Genomic DNA, 22,051 nt, shown 5'->3' on the forward strand with positions numbered 1-22,051 from the left:
ATACCCAAGTACTCAAAATAGGCACCATCTAGCATAGAGCAACAACAATAGCAATATGGTAAGAATGTCTTTTTGGAGTTAAAATTAGCATCAAAGAAGTAAAAAAGAAGATTTTAAATGACAACATCAATTCATGTTAATGAGCTCGAATCTTTGCTTATTGCAATAATCGTGCTTTTTCTTGGCTACTTTATCAATACGAAAGTCAAGATTTTAAGACAATATAATATTCCAGAGCCTATCGTCGGTGGACTTGTCATTGCCTTTATTATTACCTTTTTCCACTTTCAAGGTTATGACATTAGTTTCAAATTAAGTATGCAAGACACATTAATGCAAATGTTCTTTGCAACCGTAGGCCTTGCTGCTAGCTATAAACTGCTAATGAAGGGTGGCTCACGCGTATTCCTATTCTTAGGTATCGCAACAGTATTTATCATCATTCAAGATGCTGTTGGCGTAGGTATGAGTAAAGCTTTAGGTTTAGATCCATTACTTGGTCTTATCGTTGGTTCTATCACTCTTTCAGGTGGTCATGGTACTGGTGCTGCTTGGTCTCAGACTTTTGCAACTGATTATGGTTTAAACACGCTAGAATTATCGATGGCGGCAGCAACGTTTGGTTTGATCATGGGGGGTATTATTGGTGGTCCAATTGCGCAACGCTTGATCAATAAGCATAAGCTAAAATCCGATTTCGGTGAAAGTGGTAACCATCACATTGAACACCCAGATCTGATCACGTATAGCGATCGTGAAGAAGACCGTATTACCTCAAAAAATACCATTGAAGTGCTATTCATTTTATTGGTTTGTGTTGCTGGTGCTTCACACTTTAAAGATTTTGTAGATAGTTTCGGAATCAGTGCATTACGTATTCCTGAATTTGTTTATGCTCTATTTATTGGTGTTTTTATTACCAATATCTGTGAAGGGACTAAATGCTATAAAATCAATAAAGAAACAGTGGATGCTCTTGGTACCATATCATTGTCACTGTTCTTAGCAATGGCACTGATGAGCTTGCACTTGTGGGAGCTGATGGATCTGGCAATGCCAATGTTGATTATTCTGGCAGTCCAAACGGTAGTACTCGGCTTATTTACCTATTTTGTTACTTTCCGTGTAATGGGCAGTAACTATGATGCTGCGGTTATTGCAGGCGGTCACTGTGGCTTCGGTATGGGTGCAACCCCTACTGCTGTAATGAATATGGGTTCGTTAGTATCTCGTAATGGGCCATCGCCACAAGCCTTTATGGTTGTGCCGATTGTTGGTGCTTTCTTTATCGATATCACTAACCTTATTGTTCTTCAAGGTTACATCAGTTTCCTTGGCCACTAAATAGCATTACCCATTGTTAAAAAAAAGAGAAGATATAGCATATCTTCTCTTTTTTTGTTTTAAATCTACGTCCCTGCTTACCCCATCAATTTTGTCATGGTCACATTGCTGTTTTGTAACAAGGAATGTCTGAGCAATATCATATTTTCTTTATGTTGTTACACTCCGCGCTCTTTCTAAAGTTTGACTTTAGTCACCATATTAAATCACCCGTTTATCATTGTGTAGATTCCGATTTAACACCAATGTTAAGCGTAAATTAATTGAGTTCTCTATGAAAAAATTTGATCGTGCTATACAAATCTTGGTAGCAGGTTTTTGTATCAACTTATGTATGGGTATCCTTTATGCTTGGAGTGTTTTTAAAAAAGCACTCGTAGTTAATTTAGGTTGGTCGAATGCAGATGCATCACTCCCTTACACCATTGCTATTATTACTTTTGCTTTATCGTTGTTAGTTGCTGGTATCCTTCAAGATCGCATGGGCCCTCGCCGAGTGTTGATTCTAGGTACAATAATGGTCGGCTTAGGCATGATCATCTCAAGTTTTGCAACGACCCCAATGATGCTAGTACTTACATTTGGTGTAATGACAGGTAGTGGTATCGGATTTGGTTATGCTTGCTTAAGCCCATCAGCAATGAAATGGTTCCATCCATCGAAAAAGGGCTTAGTTAATGGCCTTATTGCAGCAGGTTTTGGTCTGGCTGCAGTTTATCTAGCCCCACTAACATCTACACTTATTGCAAAGTATGGTATCAACACTAGCTTCCTTGTCTTAGGTATCGCGGTATTAGTTATCGCAGTACCACTCGCGTTTACCATCAATAATCCACCAGCCAATTATGTACCAGAAGTGCCTGCAGGTTATAAAGCGAAATCAGCGAAGCCTGTTGATATTAATTGGCGAGGCATGTTGAAAACACCACAATTTTACTCACTATGGGTAATGTATGCTTTTGCTTCTGCGGCGGGTTTAATGATTATTGGTAACATTACATCTATTGCCGCTACACAAGCAAACATCACGGATGCCGCTTACCTAGTTGTGATCCTTGCTATCTTTAACTCAGGCGGACGTGTTGTGGCAGGCATACTGTCAGACAAAATTGGTGGTGTAAAAACACTGATGATCGCTTTTGTTATGCAGGGTATCAATATGGTGATGTTCGCTACATTTGACTCTGAGTTTACACTGATCATTGGTGCAGCAATCGCTGGTGTTGGCTACGGCACATTACTGGCTGTATTCCCATCTATTATTGCTGATTTCTATGGCCTGAAAAACTACGGTGCTAACTATGGTGTACTTTACACTGCATGGGGTGTGAGTGGCTTTATCGGTCCTGTTGTTGCAGCATTTGCTGTCGATACCACAGGGACTTATACATTGGCTTACACTGTGTGTTCAGCCATGATTGCTGTCGCCATTGTATTGTCAGTTATTACTAAAAAAGTCGATGCCGAAGCGCTAGAGAAAAAACTGGCCTCTGCATAATCAACCACATGAATTAGCAATAAAGCCCAGCCTTATGCTGGGCTTTGTCGTTTTTATTTCCAACCAATTACCCGCAAAACTAGCCCTTTGTACATATTTTCCTATACTTGTAATTGTTAGTGTTTTGTTAATAACTTATCGATAATTAAGTTACTTACAACATGTTGCTTTAACTATTGATCAGACAAGGAAGGTACTTACTCATGGCTAATAAAATAACCGGCGTATTGGCGGCACTTGCTGCATCAGCTACGCTATTTACAATAAACGTCAATGCAGCTGACAACACACTCGATAAAGTAAAAAAACAAGGTTATGTCCAATGTGGTGTTAGTGCTGGCTTACCCGGATTTTCAAACCCAAATGCTAAAGGTCAATGGGAAGGTCTTGATGTTGAGTTCTGTCAAGCTGTTGCCGCAGCAACATTAGGCGATAAAACCAAAGTTAAATATATCCCTCTCACTGCAAAAGAACGCTTCACCGCCCTTCAATCTGGTGAAATTGATATTTTATCGCGTAATACAACCTGGACACTGCACCGTGATACCTCACTTGGGCTTAACTTTACTGGCGTCAACTACTACGATGGCCAAGGTTTCATGGTCAAAAAAGACATGGGTATAAAAAGTGCAAAAGAGCTTGATGGTGCAGCTGTTTGTGTACAATCAGGCACGACAACCGAACTTAATTTAGCTGATTATTTTCGTGTTAATGGTATGAAATATAAACCCGTCGTCTTTGATACCGCCCCTCAAACATCAAAAGGTTTTGACTCTGGACGTTGTGATGTACTTACCACCGACCAATCTGGCTTATATGCCCTACGCTTAAACCTTAAAGATCCAACATCAGCCATCATTCTACCTGAAATAATTTCAAAAGAGCCCCTTGGCCCAGTTGTTCGTCAAGGTGATGACCAATGGTTCAATATTGTGCGTTGGACATTATTTACTATGATTAATGCTGAAGAATTTGATGTTACTTCTGCCAACGTTGACCAACTGAAAAAAGACTCAAAAGATCCGAACATTCGTCGTCTAATTGGTCTTGATGGCCCGAAAGGTAAAGGTTTGGGGTTAAATGATGATTGGGGTTTCCAAATCATTAAACAAGTAGGCAACTATGATGAAAGCTTCCAACGTACTGTCGGTTTAGGATCACCACTTAAAATTAAACGTGGATTAAATGCATTATGGAGCAATGGTGGTATCCAATATGCACCGCCTATCCGTTAATAACCGTCTCTTTTAAGTTCGTATATGAAAAAGGGAGTCGTTATGGCTCCCTCTATCCATCTCAATGGATATGAGGATGTTGTATGGCATTTCTAACGCATACTAATAAGTCGCAAACGAAATCTCGCACTAAAAATTTAATTTATAACCCGACTTTTCGCGCCATTATCTTTCAAGTCATCGCTATCATTGCACTGATTTTTTTCTTTTATAGTGTCGTCAATAACGCCTTAACCAACCTTGAAACTCGAGGAATTGCCACTGGCTTTGATTTTCTTGATCAAGAAGCAGGATTTGGAATTGGGCTGACTCTTATCGATTATGATGAAACCTTCAGTTATGGTCGTACTTTTTTTGTCGGTCTACTCAACACCGCATTAATTGCGGTTCTCGGGATTATATTAGCCACGATATTAGGATTTATCATAGGCATCGCACGCTTATCACCTAATTGGTTAGTCAGTCATTTTGCAGCTTTTTATATCGAAATTTTTCGTAATATTCCATTATTACTACAAATCTTCTTTTGGTACTTTGCTGTTTTACAAGTACTGCCATCCCCAAGACAAAGTCTACAATTTGGCGAGAGTATTTTCCTTAATGTACGTGGGTTATCTGTCCCTAGCCCTATTTTCGAACAAGGCTCTGGTATTATTTTTATCGTTTTCTTTATTGCTCTACTCATCGCGATGAGTTATCACTATTACGCTAAGAAAAAACAACAAAATACAGGTAAACAATCCCCCGTACTTCTCGTTAATTTCACGGTTATTATTTTATTGCCATTATTAACGTTCTTTATAAGTGGTAAACCGATTAGTATCGATTATCCCGCTCTCAAAGGATTTAATTTCAGTGGCGGAATTACCGTGTTACCCGAACTTGCCGCACTTTTACTGGCACTGAGTATTTATACCGCTGCTTTCATTGCTGAAATTGTACGATCAGGGATTAATGCGGTTAACCATGGCCAAACAGAAGCTGCTGAAGCCTTAGGTTTAACCCGTAATAGAACCCTGCGTTTAATTGTGATTCCACAAGCGATGCGGATTATTATTCCGCCCCTTACTAGTCAATATTTAAACCTAACTAAAAACTCCTCGCTGGCGATGGCAATTGGTTATCCCGATCTGGTCTCGGTCTTTGCTGGTACCACCTTAAATCAAACAGGACAAGCGATTGAAATCATCGCAATGACAATGGCGGTTTATTTAAGCTTGAGTTTAATTACATCACTGCTAATGAATATCTATAACAAGAAAATGGCTTTGGTTGAGAGGTAAGTATGAATAAACATCAATTTCTACCCAATTTACCCCCACCAACAAATACAGTGGGTATTATTGGATGGTTACGGCAACATCTATTCTCTTCTGCCTTCAATACAATAATCACTTTACTTTTAGGCTATTTTGCCATTATTGGTTTATGGGGGATCATTGATTGGGCATTAATTAATGCCAATTGGCAAGGCGACTCACGTGATGCTTGTACCCTTACCGGCGCATGTTGGACTTTTATTAAAGTACGATTTGATCAATTCATGTTTGGTTTCTATCCCAGTACTGAATTATGGCGACCTAAATTATTTTATGTCACATTGGCTGTTTTCATTACCTTATTAGCCTATGAAAAGACCCCCTATCGCGGTTGGATTTGGCTTTTCTTCGTTAATATATATCCCTTTATTGTCGGTTTTCTTTTATATGGTGGAGTTGCGGGGCTACCCATCATTGAAACGCACTTATGGGGCGGATTACTCATTACCTTGATCATTGCCATTGTTGGCATTGTGGTATCGTTACCCATCGGCATTGTATTAGCGCTCGGGCGACGCTCAGAAATGCCGATCATTCGTAGTATTTGTACTGTCTATATTGAGATTTGGCGAGGTGTGCCGTTAATTACCGTCTTATTTATGGCATCAGTAATGTTGCCGCTGTTTTTAAGTTCAGAATTAGAAACAAATAAATTAATCAGAGCCTTAATAGGTGTCGTCATGTTCAGTGCGGCTTATATGGCAGAAGTGATCCGTGGCGGTTTACAAGCAATACCCAAAGGCCAATATGAAGCCGCTGATGCTTTAGGGTTAAGTTACTGGCGAAAAACCTCTCTTATTGTGTTACCCCAAGCTTTAAAAATCACTATCCCATCAATTGTAAATACCTTTATTGGCTTATTTAAAGACACCAGTTTGGTACTTATTATTGGTATGTTTGATGTATTAGGGATAGGACAAGCCGCCACCAGCGATCCTGAATGGTTAGGTTTTGCTACTGAAAGCTACGTTTTTGTCGCTTTCGTCTTCTGGATTTTTTGTTTTAGTATGTCTAGATACAGTATCTATCTAGAAAATAAATTACATACTGGGCATCAACATTAGCAAGGATTGCATAATGACAAAGACCAATAACACTTCAATCACACCAGATAATACGCAGTGGGTTATCGAACTTACGGATGTAAATAAATGGTATGGTCAATTTCATGTACTTAAAAATATTAATTTAAAAGTCCGTAAAGGAGAAAAGATCGTTATTTGTGGTCCTTCAGGATCAGGGAAATCAACCATGATCCGATGCATTAATTATTTAGAAGAACATCAGCAAGGTAAAATTTCTGTTGCAGGACAAGACATTACTGGAGATTTGAAAAATATTGAGTTAATTCGTAAAGAAGTCGGCATGTGTTTTCAGCATTTTAATTTATTCCCACATCTAACCGTATTAGAAAACTGCACCTTAGCCCCTATTTGGGTAAAAAAAATGCCAAAGAAAGAAGCTAATGCATTGGCTATGCAATATTTAGAGCGAGTTAAAATTCCAGATCAAGCACATAAATATCCCGGTCAACTATCAGGAGGACAACAACAACGCGTTGCTATCGCCCGTTCGTTATGTATGAATCCACAAGTCATGTTATTTGATGAACCAACGTCTGCACTTGATCCAGAAATGGTACGGGAAGTATTGGATGTTATGGTTGAACTGGCGAATGAAGGCATGACAATGTTATGCGTTACTCATGAAATGGGGTTTGCGCGCCAAGTCGCTGATCGGGTTATCTTTATGGATCAAGGTGAAATCATTGAAGAAAACAATCCTCATGACTTTTTTGATAATCCAAAATCCGATCGAACTCAACTTTTTTTGCAGCAAATATTGCACTAATGGCTGAAACTGCCACCATTAAAGTAAGCCTTATTGAGGTAACACTTAGTTACAACTTAACGATACATGAAAATTAATGAACAAAGTATTTTAATGTTCAATCACTTATAATATGCTTGATGGCAGACAAATCAATATAAAGCTTGAGTTTACGCTTGCAATTCGTATTGTTTAGCCTCATATATAGCTTTAATAGAATTAACATAACTACCCTAAGGGGAACACTTATGAACGAACGTATGGTCAATCGTGACAATGGTTACGAAGGCGTGCTGTCAACCAATAAGGTTTTACGTAACACTTATTTCTTACTATCGCTGACGTTATTGTTCTCTGCTGTTGTAGCTGGCATAGCAATGGTTATGAATGTTCCACCTGTACATTGGATCATTCTTCTTGTTGGTTTCTACGGCTTAATTTTCTTAACTGAACGTAACCGTGATAGCAGCCTTGGTCTAGTATTTGTATTCGCATTGACAGGTTTTATGGGCTATACCCTTGGCCCAATCTTAAATATGTATGTGGGTGCAGGCATGGGGCATGTTGTTATGACAGCGCTCGGTGGTACCGCACTAACATTCTTTGCTTGTTCAGCTTACGCATTAACAACGAAACGTGATTTATCATTCCTTAACGGTATGCTAATGGCGGGTTTCATTGCGATTATCGTTGCTGTTGTAGCAAACATCTTCTTAAAGATGCCAATGCTATCACTCGCAATTAGCGGTATGTTTGTATTGTTCTCATCAGCGGCAATTCTATTGACTACACAGTCAATCGTGCGTGGTGGCGAAACAAACTATATCTCAGCAACGGTTACATTATACGTTTCTATCTACAACCTATTCTTAAGCTTGCTTCAGATTCTAGGTGTAGTAAATAGCAGCGATAATTAATCACAGTGATGAACTTACGATAATGTACTTATCGTAACGAATAACGAACTAAAAAAAGCCTGCATTTAATGCGGGCTTTTTGTTTTTTACTTGCAGGCAGACAAGTGAATCACTATTCTTGCTGCGTTAGAAATAGAGAGGTCTACTATGCTTGAATTTAATGGTGTACAAATCGATACCGATGCCCAAGGTTATCTAAAAAATGTGGATGATTGGTCGGAAGATCTTGTCGCACAACTTGCCGCAGAAGAAGATATTGAATTATCAGAAGCCCATTGGGAAGTGATTCGCTTTGTTCGTGAGTTTTACCTTGAATTTAATACCTCACCCGCTGTTCGTATGCTGGTAAAAGCCATGTCTAAACAATATGGTGAAGAAAAGGGTAGCTCGCGTTACCTCTATCGCTTATTTCCTAAAGGACCAGCAAAGCAAGCAACAAAATTAGCAGGGTTACCTAAACCTGTTAAGTGTATCTAAATAACAATACAGCAAACCAAACATAACTGGCGATATTTTCCTATATGTTTGGTTTGGTTTGGTTATTATAATAACCGTCTCTAATTCATCTTAAATCCATCTAAGTGCTGCCACACTAAAGTCTCTGTTGTAAGCCACTCAACCGTTGCTGTTTTAGGACCATGCTGTAGCCATTCAATAAGCTTATCAATATTCTCTTGTTCACCACAGGCAAAGACCTCAACACTGCCATCGGCTAAGTTCCTCGCATACCCAGTTAAATCAAGCATCAAACCTTGATGGGCGGTATGAAATCGAAAACCAACCCCTTGTACATGCCCTATTACCTGCGTTTTTATACAACATCGAGCCATAATATTTACTCTTCTTTTTATGCTGACCTTGGTTCTATTTTAGCGGCATTATTACAAGATTTTGATAGTTGCTAGGCAAAAAACAATGATGTTACAAGGTTTATTTAGTATGCAATCGCAGGTTTATATACCAACTTAGGCTTTTTCATTTGATTTTACTTAGCCAGCACAACATAATATGCCCCCACTCGAATTCCATACTGGGCATGTCATGACTGCTTCTATTTATTTGGTAAAAGGCCGTGAAAAATCACTACGCCGTCGCCACCCTTGGGTTTTTTCTCGCGGTATTGATCGCATTGAAGGAAAACCAGAATTAGGCGAAACCGTTGATGTTTACGATAATAAAGGCGAATGGCTAGCACGTGGTGCGTATTCTCCGCAGTCACAAATTCGCGTTCGCGTATGGACATTCAACAAAAATGAAGCCATTGACGTTAACTTCTTTGTTAACCGCCTAAATGCAGCACAAAGTCTACGTGATGTCTTAGCCGCTCGCGATGGCCTTACAGGCTACCGTTTAATTGCCGCTGAATCTGATGGCCTTCCTGGTATCACTATCGACCGCTACCAAGATTACTTAGTGTGCCAACTATTGAGTGCAGGTGCAGAAGCACAACGTGAAGTACTTCTTGAAGCATTAAAACAATGTTACCCAAGTTGTAATATTTACGAACGTTCAGATGTTTCTGTTCGTAAAAAAGAAGGCTTAAAGCAACGCACTGGCGTTCTGCATGGTGAAGAGCCACCTAAATTTGTTACTATCGAAGAAAATGGCGTTAAAATTAACGTTGATATCGTTGGTGGCCACAAAACAGGCTTCTACCTTGATCAACGTGATAGTCGCGAAGCATCTGTTAAATACGTTAACGGTAAGCGCGTATTAAACTGTTTCTGCTATACTGGCGGTTTTGGCTTGTACGCACTAAAAGGCGGCGCAAGTGAAGTAGTTAACGTTGATGTTTCTCAACCAGCACTTGATACTGCGCTACTTAATGCAGAAGTTAACGGTTACCCCGTTGAAAATGCACAGTTTGTAAATGCTGATGTATTTAAATTACTACGTGAGTACCGTGAACGTGGCGAGCTGTTTGATGTTGTTATTATGGACCCACCTAAATTTGCCGAGTCTAAATCTCAGCTAGTTGGTGCTTGTCGTGGTTACAAAGACATCAATATGTTAGCAATGCAAATCCTAAAACCTGGCGGTATGCTATTAACTTACTCTTGCTCTGGTTTAATGGATAATGGTTTATTCCAAAAAATCATTGCAGATGCAGCACTTGATGCGCATCGTGACGTACAGTTTATTGAACGTTTCAGCCAAGCGGCCGATCATCCTCTAGACAGTGCCTACCCTGAAGGTTTCTACCTTAAAGGTTTTGCGTGTTACGTGAAATAATGCACAATTTAGCATAGAGATACCATAAACCCAGTCGACACTGGGTTTTTTTATACCAACAAAATCATTATTAAATATTTATTTCGGCAGTTATTTGTCAACATCGTAAAGATCAGAATACAATAACCGCACTTTACCTAATTCATATTATTCATTATTCGTACTCAAAAGGAATCGACATGAAACTGCGTACAGCCCTCCTCTCTTTAGCTGCGTGTAGCATCAGCTTTTCATCATTTGCAGATGTTACACTTAACCTACCTCAATCGGCTCAGCTGGTTCTCGTTAATGGTGTTAATGCGGAAGGTAATGCACCTCAAACATTAAATAATGGTAGTAATCAAATCGCTTTTCGCTATGATAAAAATTACCGTGAAAACGGCGATACCCACTTATTTCGTTCAGAAGTCGTGGTAATGACATTCTCTGGTAATGACGCAACATATACATTGCAACTACCCAATATTTCAAGTGCTTACCAAGCACAGAAATTCAATAATCAACCAACAATGTCTTTGCTTTCTGCTGATGGAAGCGACATTCCATTTAAACACGATGTGTTAATTAAAAATGGCTTTCAAATTAGCCGCGACTTCCCACAAGAAATTGCAAAATATAATTTAAGTAAAGGTCCGGCAGCATTAGCATCGGTTGTTACCGCAACTGAAATACAGCGTATGCAACCTGTCGCCCCAGCAACAAAAGACGCTAAGATCGATCAAGAATATGTCACTAAGATGTTGAATTACTGGTATAATAAAGCAGACACCACAACTAAACAAAGTTTCAAAACAAGCATTAATAAGTAATATTTTGCTACTTAATAATTAATCTTTTCTTACTCAGTAAAGATTAATTATTTATCTTTTCCTTCCCTTCTTTTTCATCTCTATGGTCAAAAATAAGGGAAGTGAATATAAAGGTTTCTTATTAAGATACATCCCTCATTTTATTTTCCACCTCTACTCCCTTTCATTTAATGCTCAGTACATCAACATAGCCTTATTAGCATTAATGTACTGCTCAATAAAGTGCGCTTAATTCAACAAATAAATAAACTTTTACATAATGATAACATTTTTTCGCGACTTCGTATGAAGATACCGACATTTATTGATGCAAATAACCAGACTGCACTTATAGTTTTTTTATGACACGTAAAAAGTAAATAAACACAGATTTATTACTGGTGTTATTTCAATAATTAAACAAAAGGATTACATATGAACCGTGGGAAACATGGAATAGCAAGAAAAGGACTTTTTACACTAAGTACCCTTAGCTTGTCCTGCTTATTCGCATTTAATGCCCAAGCAGCCATTGATTGTACGAATATAGCGGAATGGGAAAACAGTAAAGTTTATAACGGAGGGGATAAAGTACAGCAAAATAAAACCGCTTATAAGGCTAATTATTGGACACAAAATAACAGCCCTGCAACTCACAGCGGCCAATACAGTAATTGGTTAACGCTTGATACCTGCCTTGGTACTCCACCTCCAATCGATAATATTGCCCCAACCGCTGACATTACCTCACCAACTGCAGCCACAGAAATTACAACAGGTGATGAGATTACTATCAGTGTTAATGCCGATGATAATGACGGCACAATAACCAAAGTTGAATTCAGTGTTGATGGTAAAATCATTGGTACTGACACCCAAGCGCCTTATAGTTTAACTTGGCCAGCTACCGCAGGCGAGCATGTATTAACCGCCATTGCTTATGATAATGACGATGCTATTAGTAATAAGGCTCTGGTTATTATCACCGTTAACGATAGTGCTCCTGAAAACCAAGCTCCGACAATCAGTATCACAACATCAGCCACCATCGTTGAGCTTGGTGATGTTATTACAATCACTGCCGATGCCATGGACAGCGATGGTCAAGTTGATAAAGTAGATTTCTTTGCTAATGGTACATTAGTTGGCACCACAGCTACCGCCCCTTACAGTTTGGTATATACCACAACCCAAACTGGTACCACTCACCTTTATGCTCGTGCAACTGATGATTTAGGTAAAACAACAGATTCTACTGCCACAACTATTACGGTTAACGGTGATGATACGGCGAAAAACTGTCGTCCTGACGGGCTCTACCAAACTGAAGGCATTACTGTCCCGTACTGCACAATTTATGATCAAGATGGCCGTGAAAAAATGGGCATCGATCACCCACGTCGTGTTATTGGCTACTTTACAAGTTGGCGTGCAGGTGATGATCCGCAAAGTAGCTATCTCGTCAATGATATTCCATGGGAACAATTAACGCATATTAACTACGCTTTTGTCAGTATTGGTGCTGATGGAAAAGTCAATATTGGTGATGTTAACGACCCAAATAACCCAGCAGTAGGTCAGCAATGGCCAGATGTAGAGGTTGATCCAGCCTTAGGTTTCAAAGGCCATTTTGGTGCACTTGCAACAGCTAAAGAAAAATATGATGTTAAAACATTAATTTCCATTGGTGGTTGGGCTGAAACGGGTGGTCACTTCGATACTGAAGGTAATCGTGTCGCTGATGGTGGTTTCTATACTATGACCACCAATGCAGATGGCAGTATCAATCATTCAGCAATTGAAAAATTTGCAAATTCAGCTGTCGAAATGATGAAGAAATACAAGTTTGATGGACTTGATATTGACTATGAATACCCAACCTCAATGGCCGGTGCCGGTAATCCAGACGATAAAGTCTTTTCTGAATCACGTCGCCCATACCTCATGCGTTCTTATCATGAATTGATGCGTGTATTGCGCGCTAAAGTCGATGCGGCAAGTGCTGCTGATGGCGTGCATTATATGTTAACCATCGCAGCACCATCATCTGCATATCTATTACGTGGTATGGAAACGATGGCAATTACTCAATACCTCGATTATGTCAATATAATGTCTTATGACCTACATGGTGCATGGAATGATCATGTTGGGCATAACGCAGCACTGTATGACACAGGTAAAGATTCAGAACTTGCAGCATGGAATGTATATGGTACAGAAGCTTATGGCGGCATAGGGTATCTTAACACCGATTGGGCTTACCATTACTTCCGTGGTTCAATGCCAGCAGGACGTATTAATATTGGTGTGCCTTATTATACGCGTGGTTGGCAAGGGGTAACCGGAGGTGAAAATGGTTTATGGGGTAAAGCGGCCCTGCCTGACCAATCTGAATGTGCTGCGGGTACTGGCGAAGGAGAGAAAAACAACTGTGGTAACGGTGCTGTCGGTATCGATAACATGTGGCATGATAAAAACGCATTAGGTCAAGAGATGGGCGCGGGCTCAAACCCAATGTGGCATGCGATGAACTTAGCCAATGGTATCTATGGCTCATATACTGCGGCATATGGTCTTGATCCGATTAATGACCCACAAGATAAATTTGTGGGAAGCTATCAGCGTCACTTTGATGACATCGCAGTTTCACCTTGGTTATGGAATGCGGATAAAAAAGTCTTCTTATCTACTGAAGATAAAGAATCTATCAATATTAAAGCCGACTACATTATAGATAAAGAAATTGGCGGCATCATGTTCTGGGAATTAGCAGGAGATTATAACTGCTATCAATTTGATGCTAATGGTAATCGCGCCGGTATCGATGTATCAGAACAGTCCTGTCAAACAGGTAACGGTGAATACCACATGGGTAACACCATGACCAAAGCCATTTATGATAAATTTAAATCAGCAACACCTTACGGTAATACTATTGCTGTCGCGGCAATTCCAACAGAAGCCGTTGATATCAGCGTAGCAATTTCTGGTTTTAAGGTTGGTGATCAAAATTACCCCATTAATCCGAAAATCACATTCACTAACAATACTGGCATTGATATTCCCGGAGGCACTGAATTCCAGTTTGATATACCAGTATCTGCACCTGACAATGCAAAAGATCAATCCGGTGGCGGCTTAAAAGTCATTTCATCAGGCCATAGCCGTAGTGATAATATCGGTGGTTTAGATGGTGTTATGCACCGCGTCGCCTTCTCACTACCTGCATGGAAAGCACTTCCTTCTGGTGGTGAGTATGAACTAGACATGATGTACTATCTACCAATTACAGGTCCAGCTAACTATGCTGTCATTATTAATAGCAAAGAATATGCCTTTAAATTTGAGCAACCTAACCTACCTCTTGGTGATTTAAATACGGGTGGTGGCGGTGGAGAAGGTGGTGATTGTTCGACTAATGGTATCAATACCTACCCTAATTGGCCGCAAACTGACTGGCAAGGCAATCCTAGCCACGCAGGTTCAGGCGATCAAATCATTTACAACAACGTGATCTATAAAGCGAACTGGTATACCTCATCAATACCTGGAAGTGATGGTAGTTGGAGTAAAGTTTGTAATATTTAATCTATAAAACAGCACCGATGTTATTAATAATATCGGTGCTGTTCTTTATATTTGGCAATATGAATAGCTATTATTTATTTTTCTTCATCTTATGTTCATGTTTATTTGTTTCTATTTTATTTATTTACCAAACAATGTTGATTAATACGTCGCTAACATTATTATTTACAATATATTTTAAATATTTATACTTAAAAAAACAAAACAAAAATAATCAATAAAATCAATTATTTAAAAAAACACCATTTCCTATAGACAAGCTTTTTTTAGCTTTAGATTAATCTAACTTCCTTTACTTAATTAAATGATGTTCATATTAATAAGCTATTGTTATCCATAATTAAATTAATCCTTCATTTAGCAACTATCATATTTTAAAACGCTAAAATTCCCATTACGACTCCATTTAAATCTTCTTTTTTAATTCTTATTTATGATAAAGTACACCCTCGCTTAATTGCTAACCAACTTTGCAACTTGTTTAAGAATAGAACGTATTAAATGAAAAAATTTATTTACCTATTTCTATTAATGGTATGTCTTTTACCATTAAATGCGTCTGCGCATGTTCGTCATACTGAACGTAAGAATGCAGATATTGTCGCTGATTATGTCTACCAAAAAGCTGATTTAAAAGGCAAGATTGATTACAGCGTGTTCAAAAAAGCGTTTATTGCTTACAATAAAACCCGTGGAAAAAAGAAATCTCTATTAACCATTATTGATTACAGCATGCCTTCTACAGAAAAAAGGTTTTATGTGATTGATTTAAAATCGAATAAATTGCTTTACCGTACTTATGTATCACATGGTGAAAACAGTGGTCGCTTAATAGCTGATGATTTCTCTAACCGTGTTAATTCACATAAAACATCGCTAGGAACCTTTCTAACAGAAGGTACCTACCATGGCGGAAATGGTTACTCCTTAAAACTGAATGGCTTAACCCGTGGTGAAAATGATAACGCATTAAAACGCTTTATTGTTATTCACGGTGCTAAGTATGTGTCTGAGTCATTCATAAAACGTAATGGTTATCTTGGTCGTAGTTGGGGCTGCCCTGCTATACCAACATATTTAACCAAGAAAATTATTGATACCATTAAAGGTGGTAGTGTAATTTTTGCATACGCGAAATAATTTAATGCCTCTATTTAAATAAAAAGCTTTTAGTTGCAAGACTAAAAGCTTTTTTTATATCTAAGATTTCACCACATTTAATTTTGGCATTTAATCGTATCCTTATTCACACGACCCTATAAAATGTTTCGCCAAAGGAACCAATATGAACAAAGCATTAGTTATCATTGACTTCATTAATGACATCGTTGATAAGAATGGTAAAATTCCCAGCTGTGCTGCACAAGTTAGTGCCAATCATGTCATTCATAATGCAAATGTTGCCATTCAATGGGCAAGAAAAAATAATCTCCCTTGTATCTTTGTCAAAGTCGGATTTCAATCTAGCTACCTTGAATTACCCCATCAATCTCCGATGTTTGGTAAAGCCCAACAATACCGTGCATTAGAATTGGGGCAATGGGGAACAGAGTTTCACCCAGATCTTCTGGTAACTGAGCATGATATGGTGATCACAAAATCAAGAGTCAACCCTTTCTATAACACGGCTCTTGATAGCGTCTTGCGTGCTAATGCGATCACTGATATTTACTTTTGTGGTGTTAGTACTTGTTGGGCAATTCAATCTGCCGTCAGAGATGCCCATGATCGTGATTATTGTGCCCATATTATTAGCGATGCATGTACGTCAGCGACAGAACAAGAACATCAACGCTCTTTGGCTATGTTGTCAAGAATCGCAACCTTACATCAAGCAAAAACACTTGATATGTAAGGATAACCTAGCGCTTGAGCTACACTATAGTTAGTTACTTGCCCCTGATAAATATTTAGGCCATTGAGTAAATGTTTATTTGTTGTCAGTGCTGTTTTATAACCCAAATCAGCCAATTGTAAAATATAAGGTAAGGTCGCATTATTAAGGGCAAATGTTGATGTTCTTGCTACAGCACCAGGCATATTAGCAACACAATAATGCACAACATCATCAACAATATAAGTAGGATTATCATGGGTGGTTGGATAAGATGTTTCAATACATCCGCCTTGATCTATCGCAACATCAACAATTGCAGATCCAGCTTTCATGCGGCGTATCATATCTTTTGTAACTAATTTTGGTGCTTGTGCTCCCGCAACAAGCACACACCCAATCACAAGATCTGCGGCAAGAACATGTTTTTCAATAGTATCATTGGTTGAATAAAGACAAGTTACAGCGCCAGAAAAAAGACGATCAAGCTGACGTAATACTTCGATATTTCGATCAATAATAACCACATTAGCACGGCAACCAACAGCCATCTGTGCGGCATTCATTCCAACAACACCGCCCCCAAGAATCACTACATTTGCAGGAGCAACACCAGGTACGCCAGCTAATAAAATACCTCGACCACCTCGTGATTTTTCAAGCGCAAAGGCACCTGCTTGTAATGACATTCTGCCTGCCACTTCTGACATAGGAGCTAATAACGGTAATTGACCATTATCATCAGTTACTGTTTCATAGGCAATGCATATTGCTCCACTATTGATTAAGTCTTGTGTCTGTTCTTTATCTGGTGCCAAATGAAGATACGTAAATAATATTTGCCCTTTACGTAACAACATCCGCTCTGATGGCTGTGGTTCTTTGACCTTAACGATCATGTCGGCTAACTCAAACACTGCTTGTGCTGAATTTACAATTTGTGCACCTACCGCAATATAATCTTCATCACTGCATCCTATCCCCGTCCCAGCAAGCGTTTCAACATAAACAGTATGACCATGTAATATCGCTTCTTTTACCGAGGCTGGCACCATACCAACACGATACTCATGTATTTTGATCTCTTTAGGAATACCAATTTTCATCAGTGTATCCTTATCTATTTTTACTAGTCATATATATACAATAGTTAACAATAATAGATATTTCCCACTATTTTTTAATTAAAAATCAATGACTATCACTAGTTATTGATAGATATATAAAATAATAATCCGTAAAAACAGGTATAAAAAAACCGCGATAAAATATCACGGTTTTTTTAATCATAACAGGCTTAAATTAGATATCATCTTCCCAAGGCATATCAGGTAAAGCCGTTAAGTTTTCACGGTAACGTTTTAAATCAAACTTACCATCATTTTTCATTACATCAAAAACTTCAATAGATAATGCACAAGCAATCATCTGCACCGCTTCATCACGTGCTGTACCTGTCATCATTAAACGCATCAATGTTTCTTTTACAACTAATGGATTACCGTCAGTTAGCTGGTTTTCAACAGTTTCAACCAGCATGTCACCCGTCATGATTTCTTCGTTTTCCATCATAAACCTATCTTAGTTATTTTAATCGTGCATAATTTAACATAGCGTATTCTTAGTACAAGATAATTGCTTACTTCACGCAGCTGCTGATGATAATTTATCTCTAAATAATGAATCTAGTAATGGTTTTGCCTCAACCATTGAAACAAATAAATGGTCAGCGTCAGTTGTTGTTAATGAAGGATGACCGTTAATCAATAGGCAACAAATATCGGCATTTTTTGCAGATTGTAAACCAGTACGGCTATCTTCTATCGCAACCACTTGGTAAGGTTGAACCTTCATTGCTTGACAAGCATGTAAGTAAACATCAGGAGACGGTTTATTATTTTCAACTTCATAGCCGCTAAATACCTGATCAAATAAATCTAACCAACCATGTAGTTTTAAGACACCTTCAACGTAATCTCGTGGAGCTCCCGTCACAACCGCCATAGGTACTTTACCTGAAAAAGCGTGAAGCACAGCATCAACGCCAGGTAACGCGGGGATCCCTTGCTGACGAATTTTAGTATCAGTCAATGCTTCCATTTCAGTCGTAATAGTAATGATATCTACATTAAGTTGATAACTATCAATAAAATGCTTCGCTATCTTTGGCCACGTTACCCCTGCATAATATTCAATAAAATCCTCTGCCGTTAACGTAACACCGTATGTCGCTAAATAGGCACTCCAATTGTTAGCGTGAAACGTTTCCGAATCAACTAATGTGCCATCAAAATCAAAAAAAAGAGTTTGCATTATTTACCAAACGATAATTTCTATGAATAAAAGAACTGCTTTTATAACACCCTAATTTTACAAATAACAGCACACCGTTCATTACACAACAACTTCATTATTTATTACGTACTTGAAGAATTGTAATCGCATCATCAATCGCTACTGCGGGGCTATAATAAAAGCCTTGAATATAATGACATGCCATCTCAGATAAAATATCTAATTGCGCTTGCGTTTCAACACCTTCAGCAACAACTTCAACCTTCAATTTACGGCTAAGATCGATAACCAATGACACCAACATTTGACTCTCTTTACTGTGTTCAATATCAACAATAAAGCTTCGATCAATCTTAATAATATCGGGTTTTATATCAATAATGGCAGCTAACGACGAATAACCCGTACCAAAATCATCCAATGAAATCGCAATACCACGAGCTCTAAATGCCGCAAGAATATCAATAATGTTCTTACCGTCATCAAGGGCTGTTGATTCAGTAATTTCAATCATTATTGCGCTATAAGGTAAGTTATAGTTATTGATTGTTTCAAAAATATACTCTTGATTATGCTGTGAAAATTCTTTTACTGAGTGGTTAATTGAAAAAACAACATCGGTAAAACCACTACGGTGAATACGATCTAAATCAGCACACGCTTTTTCAAAAACTAATTGACCTAACATGCCAATTAATCCGTAACGTTCAGCAATAGGAATAAAGACCCCAGGAGAGATGAAGCCCTCTTGATCATCATACCAACGCGCTAATGCTTCAAATTTACATACGTGACCTGTTTTATTATCAACAATAGGCTGATAATGGACAATTATTTTTTGAGCACTGATGGCATGCTTTAATTTATCGCGTAATTTTAATTTGCGGATATATTCATGTTGTAATTGTTGATCATAAACACAGACACCATTACGCCCTAACCACTTCTGCTCATACATAGCATAATCAGCATTCTTAAGTAAAGCTTGGTGCGTGGTACCACTTTCAGGATACGATGATATACCGATACTGACAGTTAAATTTATATCAATATCATCACATTTAAGCGGTTGTGAAATAATTTTCACTAATTGATTAGCAATACGTTGAGCATAATTAACGTCTTGCTCTTTAATTAAAACTGCATATTCATCACCGCCATAACGACAAATCACACTATGCTCACATACCGTCATTCTAAGAATATTAGCTACTTTTTGTAACACTTTATCACCGAAATCATGCCCATAAAGATCGTTGAAAATCTTAAAGTCATCAAGATCAATAAATAAAAGTGAGCACACTGACGGCGGTGAATTATCCATTGCTACGTCATTAATTTGACCGATGTGTTTTTCTACTTTTTCAATAAAACGGCGACGATTCATTAACCCCGTAAGCGTGTCATTATTTGCTAATAGCTTTAATTTCTTTTCTGTTTGCTTTCGAGAACTAATATCATGAAAAACACCGACATAATTAATAACATTATGATCATCTTCAATTTTATTAATCGTCATTTCTTCAGGATAAACAACACCATCACTGCGGCGATTATTTAATTGCCCCTGCCATGTTCCTGTTGTCTCAAGACTATGCCACATTTGTTTATAAAAAGCGGCATTATGATAACCCGATGCTAATACACGTGGGTTCTCACCAATAATTTCAGCATGGCTATAGCCAGTTACTTTTTCAAAGGCTTTATTTACTGAAATTATATTATTATCTTTATCGGTTATAACAATACACTCAGACGTATTATCGAAAACTGTTTTAGCTAGCGTTACTTGTTGTTCTGCTACAACAGCATCTGTTATATCAATTAATATACCGACAATACGATTAAAATAGTTAATACTATTTGATTCAATAATATTACCTTTACAATTAAACCAGCGACAGTTTTTTTCATTGTTTCCTGATTGTAATCTAAAATCAACATCAATTGAGGTTGTATCACCATTACGTAAACTTGAAAAACATTTAACAACAGCTAAACGATCATCTTTATGAATCATCATGACCCAATCATATATATTGTTAACATGAGTTTCATTGATATCTAAAATATCCCAAAACTTAGGTGATGTTAATAATACTTGCGTTTCTAAACTATATTCCCATATACCTTCAGTAACGGCATTATAGGTTACGCTTAATTTATCTGATGCTTGATCTAATTTATTTGAAAGGTAATAAAATTCGGTAATGTCTTGTACAATACCTTTAATTAATGTAGCAATACCATTAATATCACGCAGTATATGACAATGCTCACGTAAGTATTTATTTTTACCTTCTGCTAAAACAATGCGATAGATAACGTTATAACTCACGCTATTACTATCAAGCATATCACGCCTTAGTTCAATAACACGTTCACGGTCATCCGGGTGAATATATTGATTCGTCGTTGTTTCGTTAGGCGTAAAACTCTCAGTATCGCATTGGAATATTCGGTAAATTTCCTTACTCCAATAAACGCTACCTGTTGCTATATCTACATGAAAATTGCCAAGTTGAGCTTCTTGCTGGCATTCTTCCATTTCACAAAGGAGTTTTTTCTGTTCTGACAACAACGCTAAATATTGGACATCAGAGCCAAGTATATCGCCAAGAACTTGACACCACTCACCATGCTGTTCTTCAGAGAAAAAATAAGGATGTTCAAACAAACATCCAATAACACCCACAATTTCACTACGCCTAGAAAATATTGGTATACCAAGATAATGTTGTAATGAATGAGAAGAGATTATCTGATTGAATGGGTATATCTGTGGAATATTATTAGAAAAATAGTAAGGTTTTCCAGAGGATATCATCCGCTCACAAAGAGAATGATTAATTAAATAAGTGAATACGGTATTCGAAAAGTGATCGTCAATAGAATAAGCTAAGGATGTCGCTTTATGATGATTTTTATCAAAATAAGCAATATAACAATGTGTAGGCTTTAACGTTTCATAAACAGTATGCAATGCTTCTTGTATGAACTCACCACCATAACTGTTTCGTTTTAATGCTTTTAATGTTGTAACCATAAGTAATCAGTAGCCTAAGCAATATATCTGGAAAAATAACTATCTTTAATACTATATAAATAATGACCTCCTAATATACCGTATGTCATAGCATAATTAAAGAAGGTCAGTATTGATAATAA

Annotated in this window: 18 protein-coding genes; 13 read left to right on the forward strand and 5 right to left on the reverse strand. The window is 37.9% G+C overall.

From position 1 onward, the window contains the following. Nucleotides 1-117: 117 nt before the first annotated feature. From gltS to tusE, 8 genes are all read left to right on the forward strand, one after another. A complete protein-coding gene (gltS, locus tag CZ809_RS11125; protein ID WP_080157701.1) occupies nt 118-1,344 on the forward strand; it encodes a sodium/glutamate symporter in 1,227 nt (408 codons plus the stop codon). A gap of 274 nt (nt 1,345-1,618) precedes the next feature. Further along, the gene (locus tag CZ809_RS11130; RefSeq protein ID WP_080157702.1) at nt 1,619-2,842 is read left to right on the forward strand and encodes an L-lactate MFS transporter; all 1,224 of its coding nucleotides are present in this window, start codon (nt 1,619-1,621) and stop codon (nt 2,840-2,842) included. Between the two features lie 203 nt (nt 2,843-3,045). Next, nucleotides 3,046-4,077 (forward strand): amino acid ABC transporter substrate-binding protein, encoded by a 1,032-nt coding sequence (locus tag CZ809_RS11135; RefSeq protein ID WP_080157703.1) that lies wholly within the window; start codon nt 3,046-3,048, stop codon nt 4,075-4,077. A gap of 83 nt (nt 4,078-4,160) precedes the next feature. After that, nucleotides 4,161-5,360, forward strand: coding sequence for an amino acid ABC transporter permease (locus tag CZ809_RS11140; protein ID WP_080157704.1), 1,200 nt, complete (start codon nt 4,161-4,163; stop codon nt 5,358-5,360). Nucleotides 5,361-5,362: 2 nt separating this feature from the next. After that, the gene (locus CZ809_RS11145; RefSeq protein ID WP_080157705.1) at nt 5,363-6,460 is read left to right on the forward strand and encodes an amino acid ABC transporter permease; all 1,098 of its coding nucleotides are present in this window, start codon (nt 5,363-5,365) and stop codon (nt 6,458-6,460) included. Nucleotides 6,461-6,473: 13 nt separating this feature from the next. Continuing rightward, nucleotides 6,474-7,247 (forward strand): amino acid ABC transporter ATP-binding protein, encoded by a 774-nt coding sequence (locus CZ809_RS11150; protein ID WP_080157706.1) that lies wholly within the window; start codon nt 6,474-6,476, stop codon nt 7,245-7,247. Between the two features lie 227 nt (nt 7,248-7,474). Then, nucleotides 7,475-8,143 carry a Bax inhibitor-1/YccA family protein gene (locus CZ809_RS11155; protein ID WP_080157707.1) on the forward strand — a complete coding sequence of 223 codons (669 nt, stop codon included), beginning with the start codon at nt 7,475-7,477 and terminating at the stop codon, nt 8,141-8,143. A 147-nt stretch (nt 8,144-8,290) separates the two neighbouring features. Further along, nucleotides 8,291-8,620, forward strand: coding sequence for a sulfurtransferase TusE (tusE, locus tag CZ809_RS11160; protein ID WP_080157708.1), 330 nt, complete (start codon nt 8,291-8,293; stop codon nt 8,618-8,620). A gap of 80 nt (nt 8,621-8,700) precedes the next feature. On the opposite strand, the gene yccX is transcribed toward tusE, so the two are convergent. Beyond that, nucleotides 8,701-8,973 (reverse strand): acylphosphatase, encoded by a 273-nt coding sequence (gene yccX / locus CZ809_RS11165; RefSeq protein ID WP_080157709.1) that lies wholly within the window; start codon nt 8,971-8,973, stop codon nt 8,701-8,703. A gap of 211 nt (nt 8,974-9,184) precedes the next feature. Between yccX and CZ809_RS11170 the strand changes: the two genes are divergently transcribed. From CZ809_RS11170 to CZ809_RS11190, 5 genes are all read left to right on the forward strand, one after another. Further along, nucleotides 9,185-10,375, forward strand: a complete 1,191-nt coding sequence (locus tag CZ809_RS11170) for a class I SAM-dependent methyltransferase (RefSeq protein ID WP_080157710.1) — start codon at nt 9,185-9,187, stop codon at nt 10,373-10,375. A gap of 179 nt (nt 10,376-10,554) precedes the next feature. Further along, nucleotides 10,555-11,184, forward strand: a complete 630-nt coding sequence (locus CZ809_RS11175) for a YccT family protein (RefSeq protein ID WP_080157711.1) — start codon at nt 10,555-10,557, stop codon at nt 11,182-11,184. 414 nt (nt 11,185-11,598) lie between these two features. Further along, on the forward strand, nt 11,599-14,754 hold the full coding sequence (locus tag CZ809_RS11180) for a chitinase C-terminal domain-containing protein (protein ID WP_080157712.1): 3,156 nt from the start codon (nt 11,599-11,601) through the stop codon (nt 14,752-14,754). A gap of 501 nt (nt 14,755-15,255) precedes the next feature. Then, on the forward strand, nt 15,256-15,894 hold the full coding sequence (locus tag CZ809_RS11185; RefSeq protein ID WP_080157713.1) for a murein L,D-transpeptidase catalytic domain family protein: 639 nt from the start codon (nt 15,256-15,258) through the stop codon (nt 15,892-15,894). A 145-nt stretch (nt 15,895-16,039) separates the two neighbouring features. Further along, nucleotides 16,040-16,609: a cysteine hydrolase family protein gene (locus CZ809_RS11190; protein ID WP_080157714.1), complete on the forward strand. Its 570-nt coding sequence runs from the start codon at nt 16,040-16,042 to the stop codon at nt 16,607-16,609. Here the strand turns inward: CZ809_RS11190 and ald are convergent. From ald to CZ809_RS11210, 4 genes are all read right to left on the reverse strand, one after another. Next, on the reverse strand, nt 16,585-17,694 hold the full coding sequence (ald, locus tag CZ809_RS11195; protein WP_080157715.1) for an alanine dehydrogenase: 1,110 nt from the start codon (nt 17,692-17,694) through the stop codon (nt 16,585-16,587). The two genes, CZ809_RS11190 and ald, sit on opposite strands and share 25 nt — an antisense overlap. A gap of 196 nt (nt 17,695-17,890) precedes the next feature. Beyond that, nucleotides 17,891-18,157 carry a hypothetical protein gene (locus CZ809_RS11200; protein WP_080157716.1) on the reverse strand — a complete coding sequence of 89 codons (267 nt, stop codon included), beginning with the start codon at nt 18,155-18,157 and terminating at the stop codon, nt 17,891-17,893. A 75-nt stretch (nt 18,158-18,232) separates the two neighbouring features. Then, nucleotides 18,233-18,901: an HAD family hydrolase gene (locus tag CZ809_RS11205; protein WP_080157717.1), complete on the reverse strand. Its 669-nt coding sequence runs from the start codon at nt 18,899-18,901 to the stop codon at nt 18,233-18,235. A 97-nt stretch (nt 18,902-18,998) separates the two neighbouring features. Continuing rightward, entirely contained in the window at nt 18,999-21,929 is a 2,931-nt protein-coding gene (locus tag CZ809_RS11210) for a bifunctional diguanylate cyclase/phosphodiesterase (RefSeq protein ID WP_080157718.1), read from the reverse strand. Nucleotides 21,930-22,051: the final 122 nt, after the last annotated feature.

The organism is Photobacterium piscicola (assembly GCF_900166965.1).
GTDB lineage: Bacteria > Pseudomonadota > Gammaproteobacteria > Enterobacterales > Vibrionaceae > Photobacterium > Photobacterium piscicola.

Coding starts and splice junctions, on each gene's coding strand:
- gltS (WP_080157701.1), top strand. CDS start 118: ATGACAACATCAATTCATGTTAATGAGCTCGAATCTTTGCTTATTGCA.
- CZ809_RS11130 (WP_080157702.1), top strand. CDS start 1,619: ATGAAAAAATTTGATCGTGCTATACAAATCTTGGTAGCAGGTTTTTGT.
- CZ809_RS11135 (WP_080157703.1), top strand. CDS start 3,046: ATGGCTAATAAAATAACCGGCGTATTGGCGGCACTTGCTGCATCAGCT.
- CZ809_RS11140 (WP_080157704.1), top strand. CDS start 4,161: ATGGCATTTCTAACGCATACTAATAAGTCGCAAACGAAATCTCGCACT.
- CZ809_RS11145 (WP_080157705.1), top strand. CDS start 5,363: ATGAATAAACATCAATTTCTACCCAATTTACCCCCACCAACAAATACA.
- CZ809_RS11150 (WP_080157706.1), top strand. CDS start 6,474: ATGACAAAGACCAATAACACTTCAATCACACCAGATAATACGCAGTGG.
- CZ809_RS11155 (WP_080157707.1), top strand. CDS start 7,475: ATGAACGAACGTATGGTCAATCGTGACAATGGTTACGAAGGCGTGCTG.
- tusE (WP_080157708.1), top strand. CDS start 8,291: ATGCTTGAATTTAATGGTGTACAAATCGATACCGATGCCCAAGGTTAT.
- yccX (WP_080157709.1), bottom strand. CDS start 8,973: ATGGCTCGATGTTGTATAAAAACGCAGGTAATAGGGCATGTACAAGGG.
- CZ809_RS11170 (WP_080157710.1), top strand. CDS start 9,185: ATGACTGCTTCTATTTATTTGGTAAAAGGCCGTGAAAAATCACTACGC.
- CZ809_RS11175 (WP_080157711.1), top strand. CDS start 10,555: ATGAAACTGCGTACAGCCCTCCTCTCTTTAGCTGCGTGTAGCATCAGC.
- CZ809_RS11180 (WP_080157712.1), top strand. CDS start 11,599: ATGAACCGTGGGAAACATGGAATAGCAAGAAAAGGACTTTTTACACTA.
- CZ809_RS11185 (WP_080157713.1), top strand. CDS start 15,256: ATGAAAAAATTTATTTACCTATTTCTATTAATGGTATGTCTTTTACCA.
- CZ809_RS11190 (WP_080157714.1), top strand. CDS start 16,040: ATGAACAAAGCATTAGTTATCATTGACTTCATTAATGACATCGTTGAT.
- ald (WP_080157715.1), bottom strand. CDS start 17,694: ATGAAAATTGGTATTCCTAAAGAGATCAAAATACATGAGTATCGTGTT.
- CZ809_RS11200 (WP_080157716.1), bottom strand. CDS start 18,157: ATGGAAAACGAAGAAATCATGACGGGTGACATGCTGGTTGAAACTGTT.
- CZ809_RS11205 (WP_080157717.1), bottom strand. CDS start 18,901: ATGCAAACTCTTTTTTTTGATTTTGATGGCACATTAGTTGATTCGGAA.
- CZ809_RS11210 (WP_080157718.1), bottom strand. CDS start 21,929: ATGGTTACAACATTAAAAGCATTAAAACGAAACAGTTATGGTGGTGAG.